The sequence below is a fragment of the Roseovarius salincola genome, assembly GCF_026891095.1.
Classification (GTDB): domain Bacteria; phylum Pseudomonadota; class Alphaproteobacteria; order Rhodobacterales; family Rhodobacteraceae; genus Roseovarius; species Roseovarius salincola.
Genome location: NZ_JAPTNL010000007.1, coordinates 89,613 through 115,993 on the forward strand (window position 1 = coordinate 89,613; position 26,381 = coordinate 115,993).

Annotated in this window: 23 protein-coding genes; 17 read left to right on the top strand and 6 right to left on the bottom strand. The window is 65.4% G+C overall.

Annotated features, from left to right (window positions below; all coding sequences use genetic code 11):
• The first annotated feature begins 6 nt into the window (after window positions 1-6).
• Window positions 7-3,714, top strand: coding sequence for a cobaltochelatase subunit CobN (gene cobN / locus N5A93_RS09855; RefSeq protein ID WP_268954917.1), 3,708 nt, complete (start codon window positions 7-9; stop codon window positions 3,712-3,714).
• Here the strand turns inward: cobN and N5A93_RS09860 are convergent.
• Complete coding sequence (locus tag N5A93_RS09860) at window positions 3,707-4,123, bottom strand: hypothetical protein (RefSeq protein ID WP_268954918.1); 417 nt, start codon at window positions 4,121-4,123, stop codon at window positions 3,707-3,709. The genes cobN and N5A93_RS09860 overlap by 8 nt on opposite strands.
• Window positions 4,124-4,261: 138 nt before the next feature.
• Here N5A93_RS09860 and N5A93_RS09865 point away from each other — a divergent pair, with 138 nt between their 5' ends.
• The 9 genes from N5A93_RS09865 (at window position 4,262) to preA (ending at window position 11,690) form a co-directional block, all read left to right on the top strand.
• Window positions 4,262-5,482 (top strand): TsoY family (seleno)protein, encoded by a 1,221-nt coding sequence (locus N5A93_RS09865; RefSeq protein WP_268954919.1) that lies wholly within the window; start codon window positions 4,262-4,264, stop codon window positions 5,480-5,482.
• Between the two features lie 115 nt (window positions 5,483-5,597).
• Complete coding sequence (locus tag N5A93_RS09870; RefSeq protein ID WP_268954920.1) at window positions 5,598-5,960, top strand: CidA/LrgA family protein; 363 nt, start codon at window positions 5,598-5,600, stop codon at window positions 5,958-5,960.
• Complete coding sequence (locus N5A93_RS09875; protein ID WP_268954921.1) at window positions 5,957-6,673, top strand: LrgB family protein; 717 nt, start codon at window positions 5,957-5,959, stop codon at window positions 6,671-6,673. The genes N5A93_RS09870 and N5A93_RS09875 overlap by 4 nt, the downstream gene beginning before the upstream one ends.
• Before the next feature lie 15 nt (window positions 6,674-6,688).
• A complete protein-coding gene (gene cobO, locus N5A93_RS09880) occupies window positions 6,689-7,297 on the top strand; it encodes a cob(I)yrinic acid a,c-diamide adenosyltransferase (RefSeq protein ID WP_268954922.1) in 609 nt (202 codons plus the stop codon).
• Window positions 7,298-7,299: 2 nt separating this feature from the next.
• The gene (locus N5A93_RS09885; protein WP_268954923.1) at window positions 7,300-7,656 is read left to right on the top strand and encodes a Lin0512 family protein; all 357 of its coding nucleotides are present in this window, start codon (window positions 7,300-7,302) and stop codon (window positions 7,654-7,656) included.
• On the top strand, window positions 7,649-8,017 hold the full coding sequence (locus N5A93_RS09890; protein WP_268954924.1) for a Lin0512 family protein: 369 nt from the start codon (window positions 7,649-7,651) through the stop codon (window positions 8,015-8,017). Before N5A93_RS09885 ends, N5A93_RS09890 begins: the two co-directional genes overlap by 8 nt.
• A 67-nt stretch (window positions 8,018-8,084) precedes the next feature.
• Window positions 8,085-8,852 carry a FadR/GntR family transcriptional regulator gene (locus N5A93_RS09895; protein WP_268954925.1) on the top strand — a complete coding sequence of 256 codons (768 nt, stop codon included), beginning with the start codon at window positions 8,085-8,087 and terminating at the stop codon, window positions 8,850-8,852.
• Window positions 8,853-9,030: 178 nt separating this feature from the next.
• A complete protein-coding gene (locus N5A93_RS09900; protein ID WP_268954926.1) occupies window positions 9,031-10,356 on the top strand; it encodes an NAD(P)-dependent oxidoreductase in 1,326 nt (441 codons plus the stop codon).
• 29 nt (window positions 10,357-10,385) lie between these two features.
• Window positions 10,386-11,690 carry an NAD-dependent dihydropyrimidine dehydrogenase subunit PreA gene (gene preA, locus N5A93_RS09905; RefSeq protein WP_268954927.1) on the top strand — a complete coding sequence of 435 codons (1,305 nt, stop codon included), beginning with the start codon at window positions 10,386-10,388 and terminating at the stop codon, window positions 11,688-11,690.
• Window positions 11,691-11,766: 76 nt separating this feature from the next.
• Here preA and N5A93_RS09910 read toward each other — a convergent pair whose 3' ends face one another.
• The 3 genes from N5A93_RS09910 to N5A93_RS09920 all read right to left on the bottom strand — a co-directional run bounded on the left by N5A93_RS09910 (window position 11,767) and on the right by N5A93_RS09920 (window position 15,176).
• Window positions 11,767-13,683 (bottom strand): tetratricopeptide repeat protein, encoded by a 1,917-nt coding sequence (locus N5A93_RS09910; RefSeq protein WP_268954928.1) that lies wholly within the window; start codon window positions 13,681-13,683, stop codon window positions 11,767-11,769.
• A 150-nt stretch (window positions 13,684-13,833) separates the two neighbouring features.
• Entirely contained in the window at window positions 13,834-14,460 is a 627-nt protein-coding gene (locus N5A93_RS09915; protein WP_268954929.1) for a TetR family transcriptional regulator C-terminal domain-containing protein, read from the bottom strand.
• Window positions 14,461-14,534: 74 nt separating this feature from the next.
• On the bottom strand, window positions 14,535-15,176 hold the full coding sequence (locus N5A93_RS09920; protein ID WP_268954930.1) for a TetR/AcrR family transcriptional regulator: 642 nt from the start codon (window positions 15,174-15,176) through the stop codon (window positions 14,535-14,537).
• A gap of 139 nt (window positions 15,177-15,315) precedes the next feature.
• Here N5A93_RS09920 and N5A93_RS09925 point away from each other — a divergent pair, with 139 nt between their 5' ends.
• The 7 genes from N5A93_RS09925 to N5A93_RS09955 all read left to right on the top strand — a co-directional run bounded on the left by N5A93_RS09925 (window position 15,316) and on the right by N5A93_RS09955 (window position 23,742).
• On the top strand, window positions 15,316-16,566 hold the full coding sequence (locus N5A93_RS09925) for a Zn-dependent hydrolase (protein WP_268954931.1): 1,251 nt from the start codon (window positions 15,316-15,318) through the stop codon (window positions 16,564-16,566).
• Between the two features lie 97 nt (window positions 16,567-16,663).
• The gene (hydA, locus tag N5A93_RS09930) at window positions 16,664-18,127 is read left to right on the top strand and encodes a dihydropyrimidinase (protein WP_268954932.1); all 1,464 of its coding nucleotides are present in this window, start codon (window positions 16,664-16,666) and stop codon (window positions 18,125-18,127) included.
• A 76-nt stretch (window positions 18,128-18,203) separates the two neighbouring features.
• The gene (locus N5A93_RS09935; protein WP_372921127.1) at window positions 18,204-19,010 is read left to right on the top strand and encodes an ABC transporter ATP-binding protein; all 807 of its coding nucleotides are present in this window, start codon (window positions 18,204-18,206) and stop codon (window positions 19,008-19,010) included.
• A gap of 198 nt (window positions 19,011-19,208) precedes the next feature.
• Complete coding sequence (locus N5A93_RS09940; protein WP_268954934.1) at window positions 19,209-20,084, top strand: ABC transporter permease; 876 nt, start codon at window positions 19,209-19,211, stop codon at window positions 20,082-20,084.
• Window positions 20,084-20,929, top strand: coding sequence for an ABC transporter permease (locus tag N5A93_RS09945; protein ID WP_268954935.1), 846 nt, complete (start codon window positions 20,084-20,086; stop codon window positions 20,927-20,929). The genes N5A93_RS09940 and N5A93_RS09945 overlap by 1 nt, the downstream gene beginning before the upstream one ends.
• A gap of 40 nt (window positions 20,930-20,969) precedes the next feature.
• A complete protein-coding gene (locus N5A93_RS09950; RefSeq protein WP_268954936.1) occupies window positions 20,970-21,962 on the top strand; it encodes an ABC transporter substrate-binding protein in 993 nt (330 codons plus the stop codon).
• A gap of 289 nt (window positions 21,963-22,251) precedes the next feature.
• Window positions 22,252-23,742: a D-alanyl-D-alanine carboxypeptidase family protein gene (locus tag N5A93_RS09955; protein ID WP_268954937.1), complete on the top strand. Its 1,491-nt coding sequence runs from the start codon at window positions 22,252-22,254 to the stop codon at window positions 23,740-23,742.
• A gap of 282 nt (window positions 23,743-24,024) precedes the next feature.
• On the opposite strand, the gene ccoS is transcribed toward N5A93_RS09955, so the two are convergent.
• Window positions 24,025-24,183, bottom strand: a complete 159-nt coding sequence (gene ccoS / locus N5A93_RS09960; RefSeq protein WP_268954938.1) for a cbb3-type cytochrome oxidase assembly protein CcoS — start codon at window positions 24,181-24,183, stop codon at window positions 24,025-24,027.
• Window positions 24,184-24,187: 4 nt separating this feature from the next.
• Window positions 24,188-26,377: a heavy metal translocating P-type ATPase gene (locus N5A93_RS09965; protein ID WP_268954939.1), complete on the bottom strand. Its 2,190-nt coding sequence runs from the start codon at window positions 26,375-26,377 to the stop codon at window positions 24,188-24,190.
• Window positions 26,378-26,381 lie beyond the last annotated feature (4 nt).

Consider the following 26,381-nt stretch of genomic DNA (forward strand, 5'->3'; position numbering starts at 1 on the left):
GGCAACATGCATCTTCTTGCCGCGACCCCCGGTTCCATCGACGACGGGCTTGAACCCGTCGATCCCGGCCAGACCCCGGCGGATGTGGTCGTGATCTCGGCCGCCGATACCGAACTGGCCGCGCTGAGCGCCGCGCGCGCCGAGATGGACGCGCCGCCGTCGCTGCGCCTGACCAGCCTGCATTACCTGCGCCATCCGATGTCGGTGGACATGCATCTGGATGCCTGCGCGACGCGCTCAAAGCTGGTGATCGCGCGGGTGCTGGGCGGTGTCGGCTATTGGAAATACGGCGCCGAGCAATATGCCGCGCGCTGTGTCGAGGCGGGCGTGAAGCTGGCGCTGCTGCCCGGTGACGACAAGCCCGACGACGAGCTGCGCGGGCTCTCGACGGTGGGGGACGCGGATTACGATGCGCTCTGGTCCTACCTTGTCGAGGGGGGGCCGCAGAACGCCGCGAATTTCCTGGCCTATGCGCGCGCCATGCTGGAGGGCGGCGCGCGCCCACCCGCCGCCAGCCCGCTGTTGCGCGCGGGCGTCTATTGGCCCGGCGCGGGGGTTGCGGACCTTGCCGCAGTCAGGGCTGCCTGGCGCGAGGGTGCGCCGGTGGTGCCGCTCATTTTTTATCGCGCGCTGCTGGAGGGGGCGGGACTGAACCCGATCAACCGCCTGGTGAAATCGCTGCTGCGCGCCGGGATGGCGCCGCTGCCGGTCTTTGTCGCCTCGCTCAAGGACCCGGTGTCGGTGGCCACGCTGGAGCATCTTTTCGCCGCCGCGCCGCCTGCCGTGATCCTGAACTGCACGTCCTTCGCGGTGGGATCGCCCCATGAAGGCGATGACGGCCCGCAGAACCCGCTGACCATGCAGGCGGCCAATGGCGCGCCGGTCTTTCAGGTGGTGCTGGCGGGATCGGGCGAAGAGGCATGGGAGGCCGGGCTGAGCGGCCTTTCGGCGCGCGATATCGCCATGAACGTCGCCTTGCCCGAGGTCGACGGGCGGGTCCTGAGCCGGGCGGTCAGCTTCAAGGGCGAGGCGTTTTTCGACGAGGCCACGCAATGTCCGATCGCCGCCTATCGCGCGCAGGGCGACCGGGTGGAATTCGTGGCCGATCTGGCGAAGAACTGGGCCGGTCTGCGCGCCACCGAAGCGGGCGCGCGGCGGGTTGCGCTGGTGCTGGCGAACTATCCCAACAAGGACGGGCGGCTGGCCAATGGCGTGGGGCTGGATACACCCGCGGGCACGGTGCATGTGCTGCGCCTGCTCAAGGAGGCCGGCTATCGCGTGAACGGTGCGCCCACTGACAGCGATGCGCTGATGCAGGCGGTGATGGCGGGGCCGACCAACTGGCTGACCGACCGCGCCGCGCGCCAGGGCGGCGTGCGCCTGTCGCTGGAGGATTACCGCGCCGGATACGGCCAGCTTTCATGGGATTTGCGCGCGGCGATGGAAAGCCGCTGGGGCGCGCCCGAGGACGACCCGTTCTTTGAACGCGACACGGACGGGACCGGCGGGGCTTTCGCGCTTTCGGTGCTGGAATTCGGCAATGTCGTAGTGGGGGTGCAACCGGCGCGGGGCTATAATATCGACCCGACCGACAGCTACCATTCCCCCGACCTTGTGCCGCCGCATAATTACCTGGCCTTCTATATCTGGCTGAGGCGCAGCTTTGGTGCGCAGGCGGTGGTGCATATGGGCAAGCACGGCAACCTTGAATGGCTGCCGGGCAAGGCGCTCGCGCTGTCGCGGGATTGCTGGCCCGAGGCGGTGCTGGGGCCGATGCCGCATCTTTATCCCTTCATCGTCAACGATCCGGGCGAAGGCACGCAGGCCAAGCGGCGCGCGCAGGCCGTGATCATCGACCACCTGACCCCGCCGCTGACCCGCGCCGAGACCTATGGCCCGCTGCGCGACCTCGAGGCGCTGGTCGATGAATATTACGAGGCCGCGGGCGTCGATCCGCGCCGCATCGACCATCTGCGCCGCGAGATCCTCAGCCTGAGCGCTGCCACCGGGCTTGACAAGGATGTGGGCCTCAGCGGCGAGGACGAGACCACGGATCTTGCGAAGCTCGACGCCTATCTGTGCGAACTCAAGGAGGCGCAGATCCGCGACGGGCTGCATGTGTTCGGGCTCTCACCCGAGGGACGACAGGAACGCGACCTTGCCATCGCGCTGCTACGCGTGCCGCGCGGGCAGGGCAAGGGGGGCGACGCCTCGATCATCCGGGCCTTGGCCGGTGATCTGGGCCTGGGCTTTGATCCGCTGGATTGCGACATGGCAGCACCCTGGCAGGGGCCGAAGCCCGAGGTGCTGCAGGAGATCGCGCCGGGTGCATGGCGCAGCGCGGGCGACACGCTCGAGCGGCTGGAGGCGCTGGCGGTCGATATGATCGAGGGCAAGACGCCGCCGCCAGGGGCGGCGAGCCGCGCGGTGATGGACCATGCGCAAGCGTATGTTATGCCCGTGCTGCGCGCCTGCGGCCCCGGGGAAGGGCGCGGGCTGCTCACCGCCCTGTCGGGGCGGTTCGTTCCCCCCGGCCCCTCGGGCGCGCCCACGCGCGGGCGGCTCGATACCTTGCCAACGGGGCGCAATTTCTTCAGCGTGGATGCGCGCGCGGTGCCGACCCCGACCGCCTGGGCGCTGGGGTGGAAATCGGCGAACCTGCTGATTGAAAAGCACCTTCAAACGCATGGCGACTGGCCGCGCAGCATGTTGCTGACCGCCTGGGGCACCGCCAACATGCGCACCGGGGGCGATGACATCGCGCAGGCCATGGCGCTGATGGGCGTGAAGCCCCAATGGGACGCCGCCAACCGGCGCGTCACCGGATTCGAGGTGCTGCCCGAGGGCGTTCTGGGGCGGCCAAGGGTGGACGTGACCTTGCGCATATCGGGCTTTTTCCGCGATGCCTTTCCGCAACTGATCGCGCTGTTCGACAGCGCCGCGCGGGCGGTGATGGAGATGGACGAGCCCGCAGACATCAACCCCGCCGCCGCGCGCGCCAGAACCGAGGGTGCGGGCGCACGTATCTACGGCGCCAAGCCCGGCGCCTATGGCGCGGGCCTGCAGGCGCTGATCGACGAAAGGCTGTGGAACGACAAGGCGGATCTGGCGGAAGCCTATCTGACATGGGGCAGCTATGCTTACGGCGCCAAGGACGAGGGCCGCCCCGACCGCGAAGGCTTTGAGACCCGGCTGAGCCAGACCGAAGCCATCGTGCAGAACCAGGACAACCGCGAGCATGACATCCTGGACAGCGACGATTATTACCAGTTCGAGGGCGGCGCGGCGGCGGCGGTCAAGACGCTTCAGGGTCGCGACCAGCCGATCTGGCACAATGATCATTCGCGCCCCGAGCGCCCTGTGATCCGCAGCCTCGAGGACGAGATCGGCCGGGTGGTGCGCTCGCGCGTGGTCAATCCGAAATGGATCGAGGGCGTGAAGCGGCACGGCTACAAGGGCGCCTTCGAGATCGCGGCGACGGTCGATTACCTCTTTGCCTTCGCCGCCACCACGGGCGCGGTGCGCAACCACCATTTCGATCTGGTGGAGGCGGCATTCCTGAAGGATGACGAGACCCGCGATTTCATCGCCGAGCATAACGCCCCCGCCCTGCGCGAGATCGCCGAGCGGCTGGAAGAGGCGATCGAGCGGGGGCTATGGGCGCCGCGTTCGAACACGGCGCGCGCGCGGATCGCGGCGGCGCGGGTCAGTTGAGCGGCGTGCAGGTCATTCTGGCGCGCCCCTCGCCACGGGGCGCAACGTTGCAGTCATATTCCAGGGTCTGCGGCACGGGGACGCGCAGCGCGGCACCTTTCCCGCAATCGAGCCGCGCGACGATCACCACCTGATCCCCTTCAAGCCGCGAGACGCGACAGCCGCTGACCTGTTGGATGGCGGTCGCGGCGCGCTGTTGGACCGATCTGCGCCCCGGCGCCCATTCGGAATTGACGCGGATCGCCTGTGCGCGCCGCGCCTGGGCATCGACACGCACATCGAAGGTGCTTTTGCCGATGCTGACACGCTGCGGATCAAGCCCGCGAAAGCCGAGGCCGGGCGTGTTGCACCCGGCCAGAAACAGCAGCGCGGCAAGAAGGGGCAGCAAATGGGGCTTCGTGCGGGACATGCCCCACCCTGCCCTGGACATGGTTAACAAATCCTTTCCAACCGCACATGCCGGCAGCGACACTCTGACCCAGACACATTCCGTTTTCGGAATGTTATAAATCATCAAAGTCGAAATGTGATCATCGGGAGTAACAATATGTCCAGCCCTGCCGCGCGCCCTGCCGACAGCTACACGCCGCTCTATTTCCTCGCCTCGTTGGGGGCCGGGGGACTGACGGTGACGTTTTTCATGTATCTGATGTTCTGGCTGCCCCATCCGGGCCGCCCCGTGCCGGTGTTCGAGGATGTGGCGGCCGGGCTTGCCACGGGCGGGATCGCACTGAAGCTCGCAATCGTGGTGGCCCTGATCGGGATCGCCGCGATGGCCTTTCTCAACATCAAGTCGCTGATCTGGAATATCGCCGCGCTGCGCCGCTTTCAGCAAAGCGAAGCCTATGGCGAATTGCGCCGCACCAATGGCGAGACGGCGCTTCTGGCCGCACCGCTGGCGGCGGCGATGACGGTCAATGTGGGCTTCATCCTGGGGCTGATCTTCGTGCCGGGGCTCTGGGGGGTCGTGGAATACCTGTTTCCCATGGCGCTGGTCGCATTCCTCCTGATCGGGATCTGGGCGTTCCGGCTGCTGGGGCATTTTCTGGGCCGGGTGCTGAGCGAGGGCGGTATCTATGACATGACCGCGCATAACTCGTTCGCGCAGCTTCTGCCCGCCTTCGCCATCGCCATGGTCGGGGTCGGGCTGGCCGCCCCGGCGGCGATGAGCACCGGCACGCTGACGGTGGGCGCAAGCCTTGTGCTGAGCACGTTTTTCGGCGTCGCCGCGATCATCTATACGCTGTTCGCGGCGATCACGGGGATGAACTCGATGCTGCATCACGGCACGGCCCGTGAATCGGCCCCGACCCTGATGGTGGTGGTGCCCATCGTGACGGTTCTGGGCATCCTGTTCATGCGGCAGGATCACGGGTTGCATGTGACCTTCGAGGCGCAGGGCGGCGCGGGCGAGACCCTGATCTTCCTGTCGCGCCTGATCGCCATCGAGATCCTGTTCCTGGCGCTGGGTCTTCTGGTGCTGAAGCGGCAGGGATACTGGGGCACCTTCATCAGCGGCGAGCGGGCCTCGGCGGGGTCCTACACGCTGATCTGTCCCGGCGTCGCCTTTGCGGTGATGATGCATTTCTTCGTCAATAACGGGCTGGTCGGGGCCGGTGTCATCGCCAAGTTCGGCCTGGCATATTGGGGGCTGACGGGCATCGCCATTCTGGCGCAATTCGCCATGATCGCGCTGGTGCTGCGGCTCAATCGCAAGCATTTCTCGCCGCGCGGCAGCGCCCCCGCCCAGCCGGTGAGCGCCGCCTGAGCGGGTCAGATCCGACCTCGTGCCATGAAGGGCCGCGCCGGCAATGCGCGGCCCTTTTGCCTGCGCCGCGCCCGGCCTATGATCGGCGCATGGGACCGCAAGGGGGAGGCGCGTCATGATCCTGAACATCGCCATCATTCTGGGCTTTCAGCTGGCGGGAGAGGTCACGGCGCGCGCGCTGGCCCTGCCGGTGCCGGGACCGGTGATCGGCATGGCGTTGCTGCTGGGCGCTTTCCTGATCCGGCCCACATTGGCCGAGCGTGTGCTGCCCACCGCGAGGGGGCTCTTGCAGCACCTGTCGCTCTTGTTCGTGCCTGCGGGCGTGGGTGTGATCAGCCATGCCGAAGCGCTGGGGCAATCGGGGCCGGCGCTGCTGCTGGCGCTGGTCGCCAGCACGGTGCTGGCGCTGGCGGCAGGGGCGCTGACCTTTGTTTGGCTGGCCAGGCTGACCGGGAACGGCGGGGAGGACAGCGCATGACCGAGCTGCCCGAGATCTGGTCTTACCTGCGCGAGGGGCCGCTCTTGTGGCTGACCGCGACGCTGGTCGCCTACCTCGCCGGTGATGCGGCCTATCGCCTGATCCGCGACAATCCGCTGGTGAATCCGGTGCTGGTGGCGATGCTGCTGCTGGCCGCCCTGCTATGGGCGACGCGCACACCCTACGGCACCTATTTCGAGGGCGCGCAGTTCGTGCATTTCATGCTGGGGCCGGCCACCGTGGCGCTGGCGGGGCCGCTTTACAGCAACCTGCACCATATGCGCCGCACGCTGATCCCGATGGCGGGGGCACTGCTGGTGGGATCGGGGACGGCGATCCTGTCGGCGCTTTGGATCGCCGATGTGCTGGGTGTCGGGGGGGCGACCCTGGCGTCGCTTGCGCCCAAATCCACCACCGCCCCGGTGGCGATCGGCATCGCCGAGCAACTGGGCGGGCTGCCCACGCTGACCGCGACGCTGGTGATCCTGACCGGCATCATCGGCGCGGTGGTGGTGACGCCGCTGATGAACGCGCTGCGCATCACCGACTGGCGCGCGCGCGGCTTTGCGGTGGGCACGGCGGCGCACGGGATCGGCACCGCGCGGGCCTTCCAGGTCAACCAGACCGCAGGCGCCTTCGCGGGGATCGGCATGGGGTTCAATGCCTTGCTAACTGCCCTCATTGCGCCTTATGTCTTGGCCCTGTTCCAATAGGGAGACACGCGCCAGATGACCGATGACAGCGACCGCCACGCCACCAAGATGGCCAAGAAGAAGGCCGCCCGCGACAAGATCATGGCCACCAAGACCGATGAGAAGGGCCTGATCATCGTCCATACCGGCAAGGGCAAGGGCAAATCCAGCGCCGGTTTCGGGATGATCTTCCGCTGCATCGCGCATGACATGAAATGCGCCGTGGTGCAGTTCATCAAGGGGGGCATGTCCACTGGCGAGCGCGATCTGATCCTGTCGAAGTTCAACGACATCTGCGCCTTTCACACCATGGGCGAGGGCTTCACCTGGGAGACCCAGGATCGCGACCGCGATATCGAGATGGCGCAGGCGGCCTGGCAGAAGGCCAAGGAGCTGATCCGCGACGAATCCAACCGGATGGTCCTGCTGGACGAGATCAACATCGCGCTGCGTTACGATTACCTTGATATCAACGAGGTGGTGCAGTTCCTTGCCGAGGAAAAGCCGCATATGACCCATGTGGTGCTGACCGGTCGTAACGCCAAGGACGAGCTGATCGAGATCGCCGATCTCGTGACGGAAATGGAGCTGGTCAAGCACCCGTTCCGTTCGGGGATCAAGGCCCAGATAGGGGTGGAGTTCTGACCATGCCAAAGCACCGCGTATTGACCGAATTCGGCCTTGGCACATCGCTCAGGCGGCAGGATTACACCGAGGCCGCGACCCGCGCCGTCAAGGATGCGCTGTGGCGCAACTCGATCAACATGGCCGAGCTGTTCGGCTTCGACAAGGCGGCGATGATCATTGACGTGGAAATCGCCGTGCAGGCGCCCGAAGCGGTGGATTGCGCCGCGGTGGCCAAGGTCTTTCCCTATGGGCAGGTCAGCGTTACCGCGCGTCACGGCGGGCTCGATATCGCGCGCCCTGAGGGCACGGGCAATCCCACGGTGATGGCCAATGCGGCGATTTCCGTCAGTTTCGAGATGGAGCAGACCAATGGATGAACAGCGCATCATCATCGAAATGGGCATGGGCAACGATCTGCATGGCATGGATTACCAGAAGGCCGCGCGCCGCGCGATCGAGGACGCGATGCGCCGCTCGACCTTGCCGATCTTCGGCGCGCTGGGGCTGGACCACAAGGAGATGCGCATCAAGGTCACCGTGGGCGTGCAGGCGCCCGGCGCGATTGACACCGCCGCATTGGCCGAGGCCCTGCCGCGCGGGCGCGCCGAGGTGCGCGCTGTCGCGGGCGGCCAGAATGTGAGCGACCCGGCCAGCGGCGAAACCCAGGTTGTCGCCACGGCCGCGATCGAGGCCTTTCTGCCGCGCCAGACCGGGCGCTGGCGCCTGTCGGAAAGCTGACCAATGCGGCGCTTGCCGCTGTGGCGCGGCGGTCATATGATCTGACCAGTTCACGCAGGACCCTGCCATGCCCTTCGAGAGAGTGACCCCCGAAAAGCTGTCGACCGCCGTCACGCGGCAGGTCGAAAAGCTGATTCTGCGCGGCATCCTGCGCCCCGGCGAGCGCCTGCCATCCGAGCGCGAACTGGCGGACAGGCTGGGCGTGTCGCGCCCCTCGCTGCGCGAGGCGGTGGCCGAATTGCAGGACAAGGGATTGCTGAGCACGCGGGCGGGCGCGGGGATCTTCGTGGCCGATGTTCTGGGCAGCGCCTTTTCGCCCGCGCTGATCCGGCTTTTTGCCGATCACAACGAAGCGGTGTTCGACTATATCGCCTTTCGCCGCGATCTCGAGGGGCTGGCGGCCGAGCGCGCCGCGCGGCTGGCCTCGGGCACCGATCTTCAGGTCATCCAGGCCGTGTTCGACAAGATGGAAGCCGCCCATGAAAAGCCCAACCCGCAGGACGAGGCGCGCCTTGATGCGGAATTCCACATGGGCATCATCGAGGCCAGCCATAATGTCGTGATGCTGCACATGATGCGGTCGATGTTCCAGCTCTTGCAGGAAGGCGTGTTCTACAATCGCCAGATCATGTTCAAGCAGCGCACCACGCGCGGCGCGCTTCTGGATCAGCACCGCGCCATCAACACCGCCCTTCAGGCCCGTGACGCCGAGGGCGCGCGCGCAGCCGTCACGGCGCATCTGAACTATGTCGAGACATCGCTGAACGACCAGAAGAAGGCCGAGCGCAACGAGGCCATCGCCCGCCAGCGCTTTGACCACGAAAAGTCGCGCTGACCCCGCTTTCCCATCGCTTTTCAAACGGATGCCAGAGCGCGCCGCAAACATGCGCGCGCGGCCCTGCGGCGGCCAAGGCCTTGGGATTGCGATTATTTTTCCGCCTTAATTTTACCATTTGATAAAAAATAGAATCGTGGAATACTGATCCCCGCAATGACAAATTCTGGAGGCCCCCGTGAGTGAGACCGCACTGACCCCAGGCATCGTCGCCGGACGGCTTGACGCCCCGGCCTATGACGAGAACTTCGGTGATCTGCATCCGCGCCTGGACGAGCACGAGGCGCTTGTCGCCGCCGACCGCTGTTATTTCTGCCATGACGCGCCCTGCATCACTGCCTGCCCGACCGAGATAGACATCCCGCTCTTCATCCGACAGATCGCCACCGGCACACCCGAGGCGGCGGCCGAGACGATCCTGGAGCAGAACATCCTGGGCGGCATGTGCGCCCGCGTCTGCCCCACGGAAACCCTGTGCGAAGAAGCCTGCGTGCGCGAGGCCGCCGAGGGCAAGCCGGTGCTGATCGGCCAGTTGCAGCGCTATGCCACCGACACGCTGATGGAGGCGGGCACGCATCCCTTCAGCCGCGCCGCCCCCACCGGCAAGCGCATCGCCGTGGTCGGGGCCGGCCCTGCGGGGCTGGCCTGTGCGCACCGTCTGGCCATGAAGGGCCACGAGGTGACGATTTTCGATGGCCGCGACAAACCCGGCGGGCTGAATGAATACGGCATCGCCGCCTACAAGACGGTGGATGATTTCGCCGAACGCGAGGTGGACTGGCTGCTCAAGATCGGCGGCATCAGCATCGAGACCGGCAAGCGGCTGGGCCGTGACATGACGCTGGCCGAACTGGCGGGCGGGCATGACGCGGTGTTCCTGGGCATCGGCCTTGGCGGCGTCAACGCGCTGTCGCTGGAGGGCGAGGACAAGGACAACATCCGCGATGCGGTCGATTTCATCGCCGAGCTGCGCCAGGCCAGCGACCTTACCGCGCTGCCCATCGGGCGCGACGTGGTGGTGATCGGCGGCGGCATGACGGCGGTGGACGCCGCCGTTCAGGCCAAGCTGCTGGGCGCCCTGAACGTAAGCCTGGTCTATCGGCGAGGCCGCGAGCGGATGAACGCCAGCGCCTATGAACAGGATCTGGCCGCGTCCAAAGGCGTGCGCATCATCACCAACGCGCAACCCGTGGCGATCCACGGCAACGGCGCGGTGCGCGAGGTCGAGTTCGAATATACCGACGACGACCTCAGCCCCACCGGCCAGACCTTCCGGCTGGCGGCTGACCAGGTGTTCAAGGCCATCGGCCAGACGCTGGACGCCGCCTCCGCCCTGCCCGCCCTTGAGGGGCGCAAGATTCGCGTCAGCGGCGCGGGGCGCACCAGCAGCGAGGGCATCTGGGCCGGGGGCGATTGCGCCTCGGGGGGCGATGACCTGACGGTGACCGCCGTCGCCGAGGGCCGCGACGCGGCCGAAGACATCCACGCCAGCCTGATGGGCTGAGCGCGCCAGCACGCAAGGAGATCAGCGACATGGCCAATCTCGAAACGAACTTCATCGGTATCAGATCGCCCAACCCGTTCTGGCTGGCTTCGGCGCCGCCGACGGACAAGGAATACAATGTCCGCCGCGCCTTCGAGGCGGGCTGGGGCGGTGTGGTCTGGAAAACCCTGGGCGAGGAAGGCCCGCCCGTGGTCAATGTGAACGGGCCGCGTTACGGCGCGATCTGGGGGGCCGACCGGCGGCTTCTGGGGCTCAACAATATCGAGCTGATCACCGATCGCCCGTTGCAGACCAACCTTGAGGAAATGACCCGCGTCAAACGCGACTATCCCGACCACGCCCTGATCGCCAGCCTGATGGTTCCGGTCAACGAGGATGCCTGGAAATCCATCCTCGAGCGCGTGATCGAGACCGGCTGCGACGGGGTCGAGCTGAATTTCGGCTGCCCGCATGGCATGAGCGAGCGCGGCATGGGCAGCGCCGTCGGACAGGTGCCCGAATATGTCCAGCAGGTCACCGAATGGTGCAAGAAGCACTCGGACCTGCCGGTAATCGTGAAACTGACGCCCAATATCGCGGATATCCGCAAACCGGCGCAGGCGGCCAAGGATGGCGGCGCCGATGCGGTCAGCCTGATCAACACGATCAATTCGATCACATCGGTCGATCTGGACATGTTCTCGCCCGAGCCGATGATCGACGGCAAGGGCGCCCATGGCGGCTATTGCGGTCCGGCGGTGAAACCCATCGCGCTGAACATGGTGGCCGAGATTTCCCGCTCCCCGGAACTGGCGGGCCTGCCGATCTCGGGGATCGGCGGCGTCACCACATGGCGCGACGCGGCCGAGTTCATGGCCCTTGGCGCGGGCAATGTGCAGGTCTGCACGGCGGCGATGACCTATGGGTTCAAGATCGTTCAGGAGATGATCTCGGGCCTGTCGCAATACCTGGACGAAAAGGGAATGGCCTCGGTCGACGAACTGGTCGGACGGGCGGTGCCCAATGTGGTGAACTGGCAGGACCTGAACCTGAACTACATCAGCAAGGCGCGTATCGACCAGAATTCCTGCATCAAATGCGGGCGCTGCTATGCGGCCTGCGAGGATACCAGCCACCAGGCGATCTCCATGTCGGACGACCGCGTGTTCGAGGTGATCGACGCCGAATGCGTCGCCTGCAACCTCTGCGTCAATGTCTGCCCGGTCGAAGGCTGCATCACCATGGAGCGCCTGCCCGCCGGCGAGGTCGACCCGCGCACCGGCACCACGGTCAGCGACGATTACGCCAACTGGACAACGCATCCCAACAACCCGATGCGCTGCGCCGCCGAATAGGGCCTGTCGCGCGGCGCGGGGCGGCCCCTCCCCGGCGCTGCGCCGCGCAGACGGCCCGCCCTGCTGCCCGGTTTCCCTATTCGCTGAGGCGTGTACGGTGCCGGGCGGCGTCATCCTGACGCCCCGCCGCATCCAGCATCTCGATGGTGGCACGCCGCACACCAGTGGATTCGGGGCGGATATCGAGCGCCGAAAGATAGGCCTCGATGGCGCGTTCGTTCTCACCCATCACCCGCTTGAGATTGGCCAGCATGGTCCAGCCTTGCCAGTGGTTGGGGCGCAACGCGACCACCCGCTTTGCATGGGCCAGCGCCTCGGGCACCTGCCCCTGATCCGCCAGGAAGCGCACCAGATGCATGCGGGGCTCGATATTCCCGGGCTGGCTGTCGGTCAGGCGACGCAGGATCGAGATCGCCTGCGCCGGATCGCCAGTACGGTAAAGCAGCACCGCGACGGCCGTGATCGCCTTGGGGTTCTCGGGCGCGAGTGACAGGGCCTTTCCCGCGATCCGGCGCGCGGCCTGGAAATCCTGCTGCGTGACAAAGGCCTCGAGCAGCATGAGCCAGGGCTCGTAATGATCGACCTTGCCCTGCACCAGCACCTGGTGAAGGTCGCGCGCGGCGGTGGCGTTCGCGTATTCGCTGTATTCCAGCACCGACATCAGCGCGAGCGCCGCCTTTTCGCCCTCGGGCAGGGGCTGGTCGGGATCGGCCGGCATGATACCTTCGACCTCGACCTTCTCGCTGGTGACCGGCGCCAGCCGTTCGGATTCCGGCCCCGGATCGCGGACAATCTTGTGGTCGGTCATGGTCACTTCAACCACGTCCTGCGTGCGTCTTTCGGGCATGTGGCAGGCGGTGCAGTCATCGCTTGCGCCGATCATCGGGTGCGTCGCCCCGGCGGCGGCCATTTCGGGCAGGCCCGCATCATCCGTCTGGTGACACGCAAGGCAGGCCGCACGGTAATGCGCGGCCCGTTCCTCGGGTTTGATCTTGACGTGGGGGTCATGGCAGGAAAGGCAACCGAGCTGCCCCTCGCTCTGGGTGAAACAGGCGCTTTGCTCCATCCGGTAGGGGTGGTGATTGATCTCGAAGCGGTCGCCATGGGCGATCTGCGCGTCCTCGATATCCATCTTGACGATGAAATCGCCAAGCGACTGGCCGGGGCGAAAGGAAAACTCCTCGCGGCCAAGGCGAAGCTGGCCATTGACGGTGGCGGTGGGCTGCATGTGGCAGCCATAGCAGATGCTGTAGAGCTCCTCGTTCGCCAGCTTGCTGGGATTGACGATGGCCGAATGCAGCGCGGCAACGTCGGTATCGCCCGAATAGGCCATGCTGACATGCGCCGCGCCGGGGCCGTGACAGCGCTGACAGCTGATGCCTTCGGGCATGTCCTGGGGAAACAGCATCGGATACCCGGCCTTGCCGGCGTTTTCGGAATAGGCGGCGTAGGAGTTGTGACACGCCATGCAGCGGGTCGAGACCGCGCGCATCACGCCCTCATGCTCGGGAAATTCATAGCCGGGCGCCATCGCCCAGTGGCCGCCCTGCGTGTACCAGGACAGCGGCAACTGAAACAGCGCGCCATCCGGGGTCTGGTAGAGATAGATGCGCGAATGGTTGCCCGACCCCAGCACCCAATCCACCTTGACCGAGAAGACATCCATCCGGCTGCCATCGCCGGCCAGACCATAGCGCGTGAACCAATATGCGTCGCCGCGCAGCTCCATCTCATAGTAGCGCTGGCTCGGCTCATGGAAATAAGGGCTTTGCGCGAAATCCTCGATCACCTTGTCGGGAGAGGGGCGGTAGAAGCTGCGCGCCATGCCCATTTCGGCAAAACTCTCTGCCTTGTCGGCGTGGCATTCCGCGCAGACATGATCGGGCACATAGCCCGCCGCGGCGCCCTGGCTGACGGGGATGCCCATCTCGCGCAGCAGATCGTCCTGCGCGGGTATGTCCGCCGCCCAGAGGGGCAACGGGAACAAAAGCATGGCAATGCAAATCGCAATGCGAGTCGAAAGATGTCTCAAGATGGCTGGTCCGTCCGCGCTCGAATCCTCTGGGACCCCGATAGCGGACGCGCATGAAACTCAGACGACACCCCGCAAGCGCCTAAGCCCCCGCGCCGTGATCTTGCTGCATCAATCTCGGCGTGGCTCCAGCAGCCGCCGGTAAAGCGTGTCAAGAAACGCCTCGGCGGTCTCGAATACGGGCGCATCGCCCATCAGCACCCGCACCTGCGCGTCGAAATCCGCGTAATGCTGGGTCGTTGCCCAGATCGAGAAGATCAGGTGATGCGGGTCCACCGGCGCCAGCCGACCCGCATCGACCCAGCCCTGGATCAGCGCCGCCTTGTCGGCGACCAGCGGGCGCAGCACGGCATCAAGATGCGGCGCGATGCGCGGCGCGCCTTGCAGGATCTCGTTGGCGAAAAGGCGGCTTTCGCGGGGGAATTCGCGACTCATCTCAAGCTTGCGATGCACATAGGTCAGGATTTCGGCCAGCGGATCGCCCGCCGCGTCGACCTCGTGCAGCGGCGCAAGCCATGCATCCATCAACTGGTTGAGCAGGGAGACGTGGATCTCTTCCTTGCCGGTGAAATAGTAAAGGATATTGGGCTTGGAGAGGCCCGAAGCCTCGGCGATCTGATCAAGCGTCGCGCCGCGATAGCCATGCTGCGCGAACACCTCGAGCGCGGCTTCGAGGATGCGCTTGCGGTTGCGGATCTGGATGCGCGTGGGTTTCTTCGCGGGCTTGAGTTCGGTCATGCGGGGCTCCGGGTGCCGGGATCAGCCCCCAGATTGGGCCATTTTCGCGCCGCGTGAAAGAGCGTTGCGCCCGCTCAGGCCGAAGGAATCGCACCGATGCCGGTCAGGATGATCGTCTTGACCGAACCCTTGGCCGCCTCCCATTGCGAATCCGAGAGGGGCGCGTTGCCGTTCAGGGTTTCGATCTGGTGACCGAAATCGGCGTAATGCTGGGTGGTGGCCCAAAGCATGTAAAGCAGGTGGCGCGGGTCGACCGGGTTCATCTTGCCCTCGTCGATCCAGCGCTGGATGATCGCCATGCGCCCTTCGGTCCACTCCACCAGGGTGGTTTCAAGATAGTCCTGAATCACCGGCGCCCGGTGCATGACCTCCGAGGCCCAGACCTTGGACCCGGCCGGGTGGCGGCGGCTGATTTCCATCTTGGCGTCGATATAGGCGCCGATTCCCTCGACCGGGCCGGGGGCATTGTCGAAAATGTCGGCGGCCTTCAGCCAGTCGTGGAAAATCGTCTGCACCACGCGGCGGTAAAGCGATTCCTTGGTTGGGAAATAATAATGCAGATTGGCCTTGGGCAACCCCGCCAGATCGGCGATCAACTGCATTGTGGCGCCGCCAAACCCCGCCTCTGCAAAGACTTTTTCCGCTGCCTCAAGAATAAGCTTTTCATTCTCGCGGCGAATGTCCTTCTTGCTGAGGGGCCGGGTCTCCTGGGTCATCGCGAAACCTGTTCAGAAATTTCTTGACCGGTTGGTCAACGTGTGGTGCCATCATCTTGACCATACGGTCAGGTTGAGACCGTTGGCAAGAGGCCGCAAAAGGCCCGACCACTCGGGAACAGACACATGGAGACAGAACATGGCCGCACCCGGCGAGAATCTCAGGATCAACAGCGACCGGCTGTGGGACAGCCTGATGGAGATGGCCAGGATCGGCCCCGGCGTCGCGGGCGGCAACAACCGCCAGACCCTGACCGATGCCGATGCCGAAGGGCGCGCCCTGTTTCAGGACTGGTGCGAGGCGGCGGGCTGTACGATGGGCCTCGATCAACTGGGCAACATGTTCGCGCGCCGCGAGGGCACCGACCCCGACGCGCTGCCGGTCTATGTGGGCAGCCATCTCGACACCCAGCCCACGGGCGGGAAATATGACGGGGTGCTGGGCGTCCTTGGCGGACTCGAGATCGTGCGCACGCTCAATGACCTCGGCATCAAGACCCGCCACCCGATCGTGGTGACCAACTGGACCAACGAGGAAGGCACGCGGTTTGCCCCGGCGATGCTGGCCTCGGGGGTATTCGCGGGCGTGCATGAACAGGATTGGGCGGAAGCGCGCGAGGATGCCGAGGGCAAGCGCTTTGGCGACGAGCTGGACCGGATCGGCTGGCGCGGCGAGGAACCCGTGGGTGCGCGCAAGATGCATGCCTTTTTCGAGTTGCATATCGAACAGGGTCCGATCCTCGAGGCCGAGGGCAAGGATGTCGGCGTGGTCACCCATGGCCAGGGGCTGAGCTGGACCCAGGTGACGATCACCGGCAAGGACAGCCACACCGGCTCGACCCCGATGCCCATGCGCCGCAACGCCGGGCTGGCCATGGCGCGGGTGCTGGAAAAGGTCGAGGAGATCGCCCTCAGTCACGCCCCCGACGCGGTGGGCGCGGCGGGCCATATCGACATCTACCCCAATTCGCGCAACGTGATCCCCGGCAAGGCCGTCTTCACCGTCGATTTCCGCTCGCCGAAACTGCCGGTGATCGAGGACATGGTCGCGCGCATGAAAGAGGCCGCGCAAACGATCTGCGCCGATATGGGCTGCGAGGTGGAATTCGAGAAGGCCGGCGGCTTCGACCCGGTGGAATTCGACGCGGGCTGCGTCGAAGCGGTGCGCAACGCGGCCGAACGGCTGGGCTATTCGCATCGCAACCTGGTGTCGGGCGCGGGCCATGACGCCTGCTGGATCAACCGCGTCGCTCCCACGGCAATGGTGATGTGCCCCTGCGTCGACGGGCTCAGCCATAACGAGGCCGAGGAGATCAGCAAGGACTGGGCGACCGCCGGGACGGATGTGCTGATGCATGCGGTGGTCGAGACCGCCGGGATCGTGGACTAGGGGGTGCTGCCCCCGTCGCCGCAAGCGGCGATTCCCCCGGGATATTTATGAACAGAAGAAGCGCCGGGGCCGGGAAAGAAAGACAGGGAGACATGACATGACCACCAAAGTCATCAAGAACGGCACCGTCTGCACGGCGGACCGCACATGGAAGGCCGATGTGCTGATCGAGGACGAGAAGATCAGGCAGATCGGCGAGGACCTCAAGGGGGATGAATATATCGACGCCGAGGGCGCCTATGTGATCCCCGGCGGGATCGATCCGCACACCCATCTGGAGATGCCCTTCATGGGCACCACCGCGGCCGAGACATTCGAGACGGGCACATGGGCCGCGGCCTGTGGCGGCACCACGATGCTGGTGGATTTCTGCCTGCCGGGGGCGGATGGGTCGATCAGGAACGCCATCAACGAATGGCACCGCAAATCCGCGCCCCAGATCTGCAGCGACATCGGCTATCACATGGCGATCACCGGCTGGAACGAGACCGTCTTCGACGAAATGAAGGACGCCGTGGAGATGGGCGTCAACTCGTTCAAGCATTTCATGGCCTACAAGGGCGCGCTGATGATCGAGGATGACGAGATGTTCGCCAGCTTCAAGCGCTGCAAGGAGCTGGGCGCGCTGCCGATGGTGCATGCCGAGAACGGCGATATCGTCGCCGATCTTCAGCAGCAGATGCTTGAGAAAGGGATCACCGGACCCGAGGGGCACGCCTATTCACGCCCCGCCGAGGTGGAGGGCGAAGCCGCCAACCGCGCGATCATGATCGCCGATGCGGCGGGCGTGCCGCTTTATATCGTGCATGTGAGCTGCGAGCAGGCGCATGAGGCGATCCGACGCGCGCGCCAGAAGGGGATGCGGGTTTACGGCGAGCCCTTGATCCAGTTCCTGACGCTCGATGAGAGCGAGTATTTCAACAAGGACTGGGACCACGCCGCGCGCCGCGTGATGAGCCCGCCGTTCCGCTCCAAGGCGCATCAGGACGGGCTTTGGGCCGGGCTTCAGGCGGGCAGCCTGCAGGTGGTGGCGACCGATCATGCGGCCTTCTCGACCGAGCAGAAACGCATGGGCGTCGATGATTTCACCAAGATCCCCAACGGCTCGAACGGGCTGGAGGAGCGGCTGGCCGTGCTCTGGACGCATGGGGTCGAGACCGGGCGGCTCACGCCCAATGAATTCGTCGCCGCGACCTCGACCAATGTCGCCAAGATCCTGAACATCTATCCCAAGAAGGGTGCCATCGTGGAGGGCGCGGACGCCGATATCGTGGTGTGGGATCCCAAGATCAGCAAGACGATCAGCGCGGGCAACCACCACTCGATCCTGGATTACAACGTCTTCGAGGGGTTCGACGTGAGCGCCCAGGCGCGTTACACGATCAGCCGTGGCGAAGTGATCTGGGCCTGGGGGCAGAACAGCCAGCCGCAACCGGGCCGCGGCCGCTTCGTGCCGCGCCCCGCCTTCCCTTCGGCGCACCAGGCGCTGAGCCGGTGGAAGGAGCTGACTTCGCCCAAGCAGATCCATCGCGACCCGATGAATATTCCGGCAGGGATCTGAGAAAAATCACGCCGTGCCCGTCACTTGGCGGGTGCGGCCGTTGACATGACAAAGCCAGCACGGCGCAATGGCGGCGATGCAAGCGGGGGAAGACCGATTGACCAGCGACCGAGTGATCAGCGCCAAGGACCTGTCCCTGACATTCCAGACCAATGACGGGCCGGTCCATGCGCTCAAGGATGTGACACTGGACGTCGAGAAAGGCGATTTCGTCAGCTTCATCGGCCCCTCGGGCTGTGGCAAGACCACCTTCCTGCGATGCATGGCGGATCTTGAACATCCCACCGGCGGCAGCATCACCGTCAACGGCGTCAACCCCGAGGCGGCACGCAGGGCGCGCGCCTATGGATATGTGTTCCAGGCGGCGGGGCTTTATCCCTGGCGCAGCATCGGCGGCAATATCCGCCTGCCGCTCGAGATCATGGGCTACAGCAAATCCGAACAGGACCGGCGGGTGCGCGAGGTGCTGGAACTGGTGGACCTGGCCGGGTTCGAAAAGAAATTCCCCTGGCAATTGTCGGGCGGCATGCAGCAACGCGCCAGCATCGCGCGCGCGCTGGCCTTCGATGCCGATATCCTGCTGATGGACGAACCGTTCGGCGCGCTCGACGAGATCGTGCGCGATCACCTCAACGAGCAGCTTCTGAGCCTGTGGGAAAGAACCCACAAGACGATCTGCTTCGTCACCCATTCGATCCCCGAGGCGGTTTATCTCAGCACAAGGATCGTGGTCATGAGCCCGCGACCGGGCCGCATCACCGACGTGATCGAAAGCCCCCTGCCGCGTGAGCGCCCGCTGGAAATCCGCGATACGCCCGAATTCATCGAAATCGCCCATCGCGTCCGCGACGGGCTGCGCGCGGGGCATGGCGATGAGGTGTGACTTTCATCCCGAACGCGATGCCCCCGCCCGTATGACGGGGCGAGGGACTTTCACCGTTCACGGTCATCGGCTCTCCAGCCTGTACCGTGCCATGAGGACACCACGTAATCCTTTCATCGTTCTTAAAATACTCGAAAGCCGCAGCGAAATTCCGACGCTGAGATTGAGTATTTCCGGAACGGTGAAGGCAGGGGGGGCATGATGCGCAACCTTGTGCCCGTTCTGACCGTTGTCTGCGCCATCTTCGCGATCTGGTACGCTGCGGCCGTGTGGCTGAATGCGCCCTGGGCCTATAACAAGGCCGAGCGCGCCGGGACCACGCCGGGATTCACCGAGCTGGTCACCGACACCTGGAGCCAGGACAAGCCCAAGCTGCCCGCGCCCCATCAGGTCGGCGCCGAGATATGGAACACGACAGGCGCGATGGTGGCCTCGGGGCGCGGGTTTTCCAAGCGCTCGCTGATCTTTCACAGCTGGATCACCTTCAGCGCCACCGCACTTGGCTTCGTGCTGGGCGCGGGGCTTGGGATCGCGCTGGCCATCGGCATCGTCTATAATCGCACGATGGACATGAGCGTCATGCCCTGGGTCATCGCCAGCCAGACGATCCCGATCCTGGCCATCGCGCCGATGATCATCGTGGTGCTCAATGCGGTGGGCATATCGGGGCTTTTGCCAAAGGCGATGATCTCGATGTATCTGTCGTTCTTCCCGGTCGTCGTGGGCATGGTGAAGGGGCTGCGCAGCCCCGCGCATATGCAGCTTGACCAGATGCGCACCTGGAACGCGACACCCGCACAGACCTTCTGGAAGCTGCGGCTGCCCTCCTCGATGCCTTACCTCTTCACCTCGCTCAAGATCGGCATGGCCGCGAGCCTGGTGGGCGCCATCGTGGGCGAATTGCCCACCGGCGCGGTGGCGGGTCTGGGCGCGCGGCTGCTGGCCGGGAGCTATTACGGCCAGACCGTCCAGATCTGGAGCGCATTGATCATGGCGGCGACGCTGGCGGCGATCCTGGTCGGGCTGATCGGGGTGATCCAGCGGATCGTTCTCAAGCGGATGGGGATGGCGTGATGGGCTGGCTGGCAGTTGGATTGGGGGCGTGGCTCGGCGGCTGGTGGCTGAACCATGTGCTTTCGCACCGGCCCGCCACGCGGCTGACGCGCCTCGCGGTGCCGGTGATCTTCGGTCTGAGCGTCGTGGTGATCTGGGAATCGCTGGTGCGGGGGCTCGAGATTTCGCCGGTGCTCTTGCCCCCGCCCACACAGATCGCCGCGACCTTCGCCGCCAAGACCCACATCCTGTGGGAGGATTTCGTGCAGACCGTCATCAAGGGCGCGCTGACCGGCTATGTCATGGGTTGCGGCGCCGCCTTCCTGATCGCGGTGGCGATCGACCGGTTTCCGTTCCTGCAACGCGGGCTTTTGCCGGTCGGCAATTTCGTGGCCGCGCTGCCGATCATCGGCATGGCACCGATTCTGGTCATGTGGTTCGGCTTCGACTGGCAATCCAAGGCGGCGGTGGTGGTGGTCATGGTGTTCTTTCCGATGCTGGTGAACACCGTTCAGGGCCTTCAGGACACCAGTGCCATGCAGCGCGACCTCATGCGCACCTACGGCGCGGGCTACTGGACCACGCTGCTCAAGCTGAGGCTGCCGGCGGCCATGCCGTTCATCTTCAACGGGCTCAAGATCGCCTCGACACTGGCCCTGATCGGGGCGATCGTGGCAGAGTTCTTCGGCTCGCCCATCAAGGGCATGGGGTTTCGCATCTCCACCTCGGTGGGGCAGCTCACGCTCGATCTGGTCTGGGCCGAGATCGTCGTCGCCGCGATCGCGGGCTCGGCCTTCTACGGCGGGGTTGCCCTGCTGGAGAAAGCGGTGACATTCTGGCACCCGTCCCAACGGGGCCGGGCATGAGAAGAACCACAATAACCAAACACAACACGGGAGAAATGAGATGAAGACATTCGCAACAACCATGGGCCTTGCCGTGGCGGGGCTCTGCGCCGGGATGGCGCAGGCCGCCGACGACCTGACGCTGCAACTGAAATGGGTCACGCAGGCGCAGTTCGCCGGTTACTACGTCGCCCAGGACAAGGGGTTTTACGACGAAGAAGACCTGAACGTCACGATCAAGCCGGGCGGCCCCGACATCGCCCCGACACAGGTGATCGCCGGTGGCGGCGCGGATGTGACCGTGGAATGGATGCCCGCGGCACTTTCGGCGCGCGAAAAGGGCCTGCCGCTGGTCAATATCGCCCAGCCCTTCAAAAGCTCGGGCATGATGCTGACCTGTCTCAAAAGCACCGGCGTCACCGGCCCCGAGGATTTTCCCGGCCGCACGCTCGGTGTCTGGTTCTTCGGCAATGAATTCCCCTTCCTCAGCTGGATGAGCCAGCTTGGAATCTCGACCGAAGGTGGCGATGACGGGGTGACCGTGCTCAAGCAGGGGTTCAACGTCGATCCGCTTCTGCAGGATCAGGCCGATTGCATCTCGACCATGACCTATAATGAATACTGGCAGGTGATCGACGCGGGCATCACGCCCGAAGAGCTGATCACCTTCAAATACGAGGATCAGGGCGTCGCCACGCTGGAAGACGGGCTTTACGTTCTGGAAGACAAGCTGGACGACCCCGCCGAGGTGGACAAGCTCGCGCGCTTCGTGCGCGCCTCGATGAAGGGCTGGAAATGGGCCGAGGAGAACCCCGAAGAGGCGGCGATGATCGTGCTGGACAATGACGCCACCGGCGCGCAGACCGAAAAGCACCAGACCCGCATGATGACCGAGATCGCCAAGCTGACCGCAGGCTCCAACGGCGCGCTGGACCCGGCCGATTTCGAGCGCACGGTCGATTCGCTCCTGTCGGGCGGAGACAACCCGGTGATCACCGAACATCCAGGCGATGCCGCCTGGACGCATGCGATCACCGACAAGGCGCTGAACTGATCCGGACCGGTACCTGAGGGAAACTCTTGAAGCGGGGCGCAGCCATGTTCGCGCCCCGCTCAGCTTTCGCCCGCTCGTTCGTTTCCGCGCGCGCCCGCTGCCTCATTTCCGCCACAATGGCCGATTTTGCGGTCAGGCCGAATACAACCGCGAGATGTTGAAGAACACGGCGAAACCCTTTGTAAAATAGGCGCTTTCCTCAACTCGGCCCCTGTGCTAACATCTTGAGTACAATATAAAGAAGCCAGTCGGAAAACCGGCGGCGCGAGAGGCAGAAAAGAGTAGTTCCATGAAGGCTTGGAGCAAGCAGCAGATCCGCTGGGGTCTGATGGCGTTGGCGACATTCTGGATGCTGGTCGTGGTTCCGCTGAGCGCGGCCGCCGCACCCTATGCAGCGATGGTGATGGATGCGCGATCTGGCGAAGTGGTTCACTCCCGCAATGCCGACACCCGCCTGCACCCTGCTTCCCTGACCAAGATGATGACGCTTTACGTGGTGTTCGAGGCGGTCGAGAACGGCGAGATCGGCCTCGATACGCTGGTGACCATTTCCACGCACGCCGCCAGCGAACCGCCCAGCAAGCTGGGGTTGCGCGCCGGTCAGAAGATCCGCCTGCGTTATCTCATTCGCGCAGCAGCGGTGAAATCGGCCAATGATGCCGCCACCGCCCTTGGCGAGGCGATCGAAGGGTCCGAGGCGAGCTTTGCGCGCCGCATGAACCGCACCGCCAAGGCGATGGGGATGACCCGCACCACCTTCAAGAACGCCCATGGCCTGACCGAAAGCGGCCACCTGTCGACCGCTCGGGACATGACGATCCTGGGGCGGCATGTGTTCTACGACTATCCCGAATATTACAACCTTTTCTCGCGCATCACCGCCGATGCCGGCGGGCGAACCGTCTATCACACCAACCGCAAGCTGCTTCGCGCCTACCGGGGCGCCGATGGCATCAAGACGGGCTATACCCGCGCCGCCGGTTTCAACCTGGTCGCCAGCGCCGAACGCGGCGGAAAGCGGGTCATCGCCACCGTATTCGGCGGGCGCTCGACCGCCTCGCGCAATGCCAAGGTGGCGGAACTTCTGGACCTCGGCTTCAACCGCGTTCCGACCCGCGTCGCGCTGCACCGGCCCCGGCCTCCGGCCTATATGGGCAAGATCGGCGACGGTGTGCCCGGCGGCTATGGCAAGAAAGTCCGCCTGGTCGCGGCAGCCGCCGTCAAGCGCAGCCTGCGCCCGCAGGCGCGCATGGTGGCCAGCGACGCCCCGGTGCTGCTGGCGGCGAAGGACGATATCGAACAGGCAGTGCTGGCCGCGCAACAGGAAGCCCCGGCGCTCTCGCCCGTCGCCAAACCCGAACCCGAAACCGAACCACAGATCGCCCAAGGCGCGGCGGCGTCGCCATCCATCGACAGCGCGCGCCTGCCCCGCATCAATCCCGAACCGCGCCCCGCCGACCTCGTGCTCGCAAGCGCGCAGGAACCGGCCCGCGACCCCATTCAGGAGGTGGTGACCCGTGTCTCCACATCGGGCGGGCGCAACTGGGGTATCAATATCGGGCGCTATCCCAGCGAATACAAGGCCCGCAAGATCCTGCTTCAAACTGCGCTCAACGAGATCACCACGCTTGACGGATCCCTGCGCAAGGTGGTCAAGCGCCCCACCGGGTTCGATGCCAATTTCATGGGCATGACGCGCGAAACCGCGGATCTGGCCTGCCGGCGGTTGCAGGCCAAGCAGGTCACCTGTTTCATGATCGAGCCGGGCGGCGGTGCCTGAGGCAAGCCACGAAATCGGGGGCGCTGCCCCCGTCGCCGCAGGCGGCGACTCCCCCGGGATATTTATGAACAGAAGAAGGGGGCGGGATTGGACCAACCCGCCCCGACCGGCAGTGCCGGCCTTCTCCTGTTGCGGTCATCGGCGTCCCCGCCTGTACCGCCCGGTCATGATGCCCCGAAAAGCTTCACGAACCGTTACTTCTTCTGTTTGAAAATATCCTGGGGGTGAGGCCGCAGGCCGAGGGGGCAAAGCCCCCTGCCCCGCCTGCGCCAGGCGCCGGTTTCAGGGTTTGGGGTGATCGTCGTATTCGTCGCTCAGGATACGGCGTGAATCGCCCTCGGGATCGTCATATTGGTTGGTTTTGACCGTATAGACGAAAAACGCCAGCCCCAGCCCCCCAAGGAAGAGCGAGATCGGAATCAGATAGGCGAGAATGGTCATGATGTCACCTCAGCCGCAAAGCGTTCAGCGACACAGTAATGGAACTTGCGGACATGGCCAAGGCCGCAATCAGCGGCGTCGCGAAACCGGCGATCGCCAGCGGCACGGCAACCACGTTATAGACCGTGGCGATGTTGAAATTCTCGCGGATGCGGCGAATCGCGGAACGCGCGGTATCGCAGGCGGCGGCGATCGGCGACAGATCACTGCCAAGAAGCACGATATCGGAGGCGACCCGCGCGGCATCAAGCGCGCTGGCGGGTGAGATCGACACATGCGCCGCCGCAAGTGCCGCCGTGTCGTTGAGCCCGTCACCCACCATCAGCACCTTTGCGCCCTCGGCGCTCATGGCCTGGATGCGCTCGGCCTTGTCGGCGGGCAGGGCCTCGGCCATCCAGCGTTCGATGCCAAGCCGCGCCGCGAGCGCCTCGACCGCCGGCGTGGTGTCGCCGGACATGAGATAGACCGTCTTGCCGGCCTGCTTGAGGGACTCCACCGCATCGGCAGCGCCCTCGCGCAGCCGGTCGGCAAAGATGAACGCTCTCGGTGCGCCCGCGCCACGGCTGAGGAACGTGGCGGTCTCGGCCAGGCCCTGCCCCCCGGTCCAGCTGGCGCGGCCAAGGCGCACCTCCTGCCCCTCATGCATCGCCCTGGTCCCGAAGCCGGGCATCTCGGTCACGTCGCTGACGCGGGCAGGGGCGAAGCCCGCCTCGCGCGCGGCGCGGGTGATGGCCTGCGCCAGCGGGTGCGACGAGCCTTCGGCCAGCGCCAGCGCCAGTTCGATGTCGCGCCGCGGCACTTCGCCCATATTGGTCAGCTCCGGCGTCCCCGCCGTGAGCGTGCCGGTCTTGTCGAACACCACCGTATCGACCTGCGCCAGCCGCTCGAGCGCGGTTTCGTGCTTGATCAGCATGCCGCGGCGGAACAGCCGCCCGCTGGCGGCGGTGGTCACCGCAGGCACCGCAAGGCCCAGCGCGCAGGGGCAGGTGATGATCAGCACCGCCGCCGCGATATTGAGCGCCGTGCGCATGTCGAACGTGTAGAGATACCAGCCCACGAAGGCCAGTGCCGACAGAATATGCACCCCCGGCGCATAAAGCTTGGCGGCCTTGTCCGCGAGCGACGTGTAACGCGAGCGCCCGGATTCGGCGATCGCCACGAGGTCGGCCATGCGGTGCAGCGACGTATCCGTCCCGACCGCGCTGGCGCGGATCGTCAGCGGCCCGGTGAGGTTGACCTCGCCCGCCGAGACGCTCTGGCCTTCACCGGCGAAGACCGGCAGCGTCTCACCGGTCAGCAGCGAGCGGTCGATCTCGGAGGTGCCGGTGACGATCACGCCATCGACAGGCATGCGCCCGCCCGGGCGCACCAGCACCAGATCGCCCACCGCGAGTTCCGCGATATTGACGGTTTCCTCCTCCCCGTCGCGCAGCCGGATCGCGCGGGGCACTTCGAGCGCTGTCAACTCCTCGGCCGCAGACCGCGCGATCGAGCGGGTCCGGTGATCAAGGTAACGCCCCGCGAGCAGGAAGAATGTCAGCGCCAGCGCCGCGTCGAAATAGGCATGCGCGCCCGAAAGCGCGGTTTCCCAGAGCGAGGTCACCACAGCCAGCACGATCGCCAGCGTGATCGGCACATCCATGTTGAGCTGCCGGTTGCTGAGCGCCGCCCAGGCATTACGGAAAAACGGCTGCCCCGAAAAGGCGATCGTGGGCAGGGCGATCGCCGCCGAGACCCAGTGGAAAAGGTCGCGCGTCGCATCCGTCGCGCCCGACCAGACCGACACCGACAGCAGCATCACGTTCATGCTGGCGAAGCCGGCCACCGCCAGCCGCATCAGAAGCTCGCGCCCCGCGCGGTCATTCGCCGTGGCATTGAGCGTACCGGAATCGAGCTCATGCGCCTCATAGCCAAGCGCCTCGACCACGTTCTTCATATCCGCTGCGGTGATATCGGATTCGGCTTCGATGCTGGCGCGCTTGAGGGTCAGGTTCACACGGGCGGACTTGACGCCTGGATGAGTGTTCAGCGCCTTCTCGATCTTCGAGATACAGGCCGAACAATGGATCGTCGGCAGCGACAGCGCGATCTGCGCGGGCACATGCGCGGCGGCCTCTTCGGCCAGCCGCTCGGCCGAAGGCGCGGCGGCACAGGCCGGGCAGGCCGAGGGCGTCGGACGCATGTTGCCGCTCATCCGC

What these genes read in the sequence shown, in the direction of transcription:
- cobN (WP_268954917.1), top strand. Translation starts at nt 7, where the DNA reads ATGCATCTTCTTGCCGCGACCCCCGGTTCCATCGACGACGGGCTTGAA.
- N5A93_RS09860 (WP_268954918.1), bottom strand. Translation starts at nt 4,123, where the DNA reads ATGTCCCGCACGAAGCCCCATTTGCTGCCCCTTCTTGCCGCGCTGCTG.
- N5A93_RS09865 (WP_268954919.1), top strand. Translation starts at nt 4,262, where the DNA reads ATGTCCAGCCCTGCCGCGCGCCCTGCCGACAGCTACACGCCGCTCTAT.
- N5A93_RS09870 (WP_268954920.1), top strand. Translation starts at nt 5,598, where the DNA reads ATGATCCTGAACATCGCCATCATTCTGGGCTTTCAGCTGGCGGGAGAG.
- N5A93_RS09875 (WP_268954921.1), top strand. Translation starts at nt 5,957, where the DNA reads ATGACCGAGCTGCCCGAGATCTGGTCTTACCTGCGCGAGGGGCCGCTC.
- cobO (WP_268954922.1), top strand. Translation starts at nt 6,689, where the DNA reads ATGACCGATGACAGCGACCGCCACGCCACCAAGATGGCCAAGAAGAAG.
- N5A93_RS09885 (WP_268954923.1), top strand. Translation starts at nt 7,300, where the DNA reads ATGCCAAAGCACCGCGTATTGACCGAATTCGGCCTTGGCACATCGCTC.
- N5A93_RS09890 (WP_268954924.1), top strand. Translation starts at nt 7,649, where the DNA reads ATGGATGAACAGCGCATCATCATCGAAATGGGCATGGGCAACGATCTG.
- N5A93_RS09895 (WP_268954925.1), top strand. Translation starts at nt 8,085, where the DNA reads ATGCCCTTCGAGAGAGTGACCCCCGAAAAGCTGTCGACCGCCGTCACG.
- preA (WP_268954927.1), top strand. Translation starts at nt 10,386, where the DNA reads ATGGCCAATCTCGAAACGAACTTCATCGGTATCAGATCGCCCAACCCG.
- N5A93_RS09910 (WP_268954928.1), bottom strand. Translation starts at nt 13,683, where the DNA reads ATGCTTTTGTTCCCGTTGCCCCTCTGGGCGGCGGACATACCCGCGCAG.
- N5A93_RS09915 (WP_268954929.1), bottom strand. Translation starts at nt 14,460, where the DNA reads ATGACCGAACTCAAGCCCGCGAAGAAACCCACGCGCATCCAGATCCGC.
- N5A93_RS09920 (WP_268954930.1), bottom strand. Translation starts at nt 15,176, where the DNA reads ATGACCCAGGAGACCCGGCCCCTCAGCAAGAAGGACATTCGCCGCGAG.
- N5A93_RS09925 (WP_268954931.1), top strand. Translation starts at nt 15,316, where the DNA reads ATGGCCGCACCCGGCGAGAATCTCAGGATCAACAGCGACCGGCTGTGG.
- hydA (WP_268954932.1), top strand. Translation starts at nt 16,664, where the DNA reads ATGACCACCAAAGTCATCAAGAACGGCACCGTCTGCACGGCGGACCGC.
- N5A93_RS09935 (WP_372921127.1), top strand. Translation starts at nt 18,204, where the DNA reads ATGCAAGCGGGGGAAGACCGATTGACCAGCGACCGAGTGATCAGCGCC.
- N5A93_RS09940 (WP_268954934.1), top strand. Translation starts at nt 19,209, where the DNA reads ATGATGCGCAACCTTGTGCCCGTTCTGACCGTTGTCTGCGCCATCTTC.
- N5A93_RS09945 (WP_268954935.1), top strand. Translation starts at nt 20,084, where the DNA reads ATGGGCTGGCTGGCAGTTGGATTGGGGGCGTGGCTCGGCGGCTGGTGG.
- N5A93_RS09950 (WP_268954936.1), top strand. Translation starts at nt 20,970, where the DNA reads ATGAAGACATTCGCAACAACCATGGGCCTTGCCGTGGCGGGGCTCTGC.
- N5A93_RS09955 (WP_268954937.1), top strand. Translation starts at nt 22,252, where the DNA reads ATGAAGGCTTGGAGCAAGCAGCAGATCCGCTGGGGTCTGATGGCGTTG.
- ccoS (WP_268954938.1), bottom strand. Translation starts at nt 24,183, where the DNA reads ATGACCATTCTCGCCTATCTGATTCCGATCTCGCTCTTCCTTGGGGGG.
- N5A93_RS09965 (WP_268954939.1), bottom strand. Translation starts at nt 26,377, where the DNA reads ATGAGCGGCAACATGCGTCCGACGCCCTCGGCCTGCCCGGCCTGTGCC.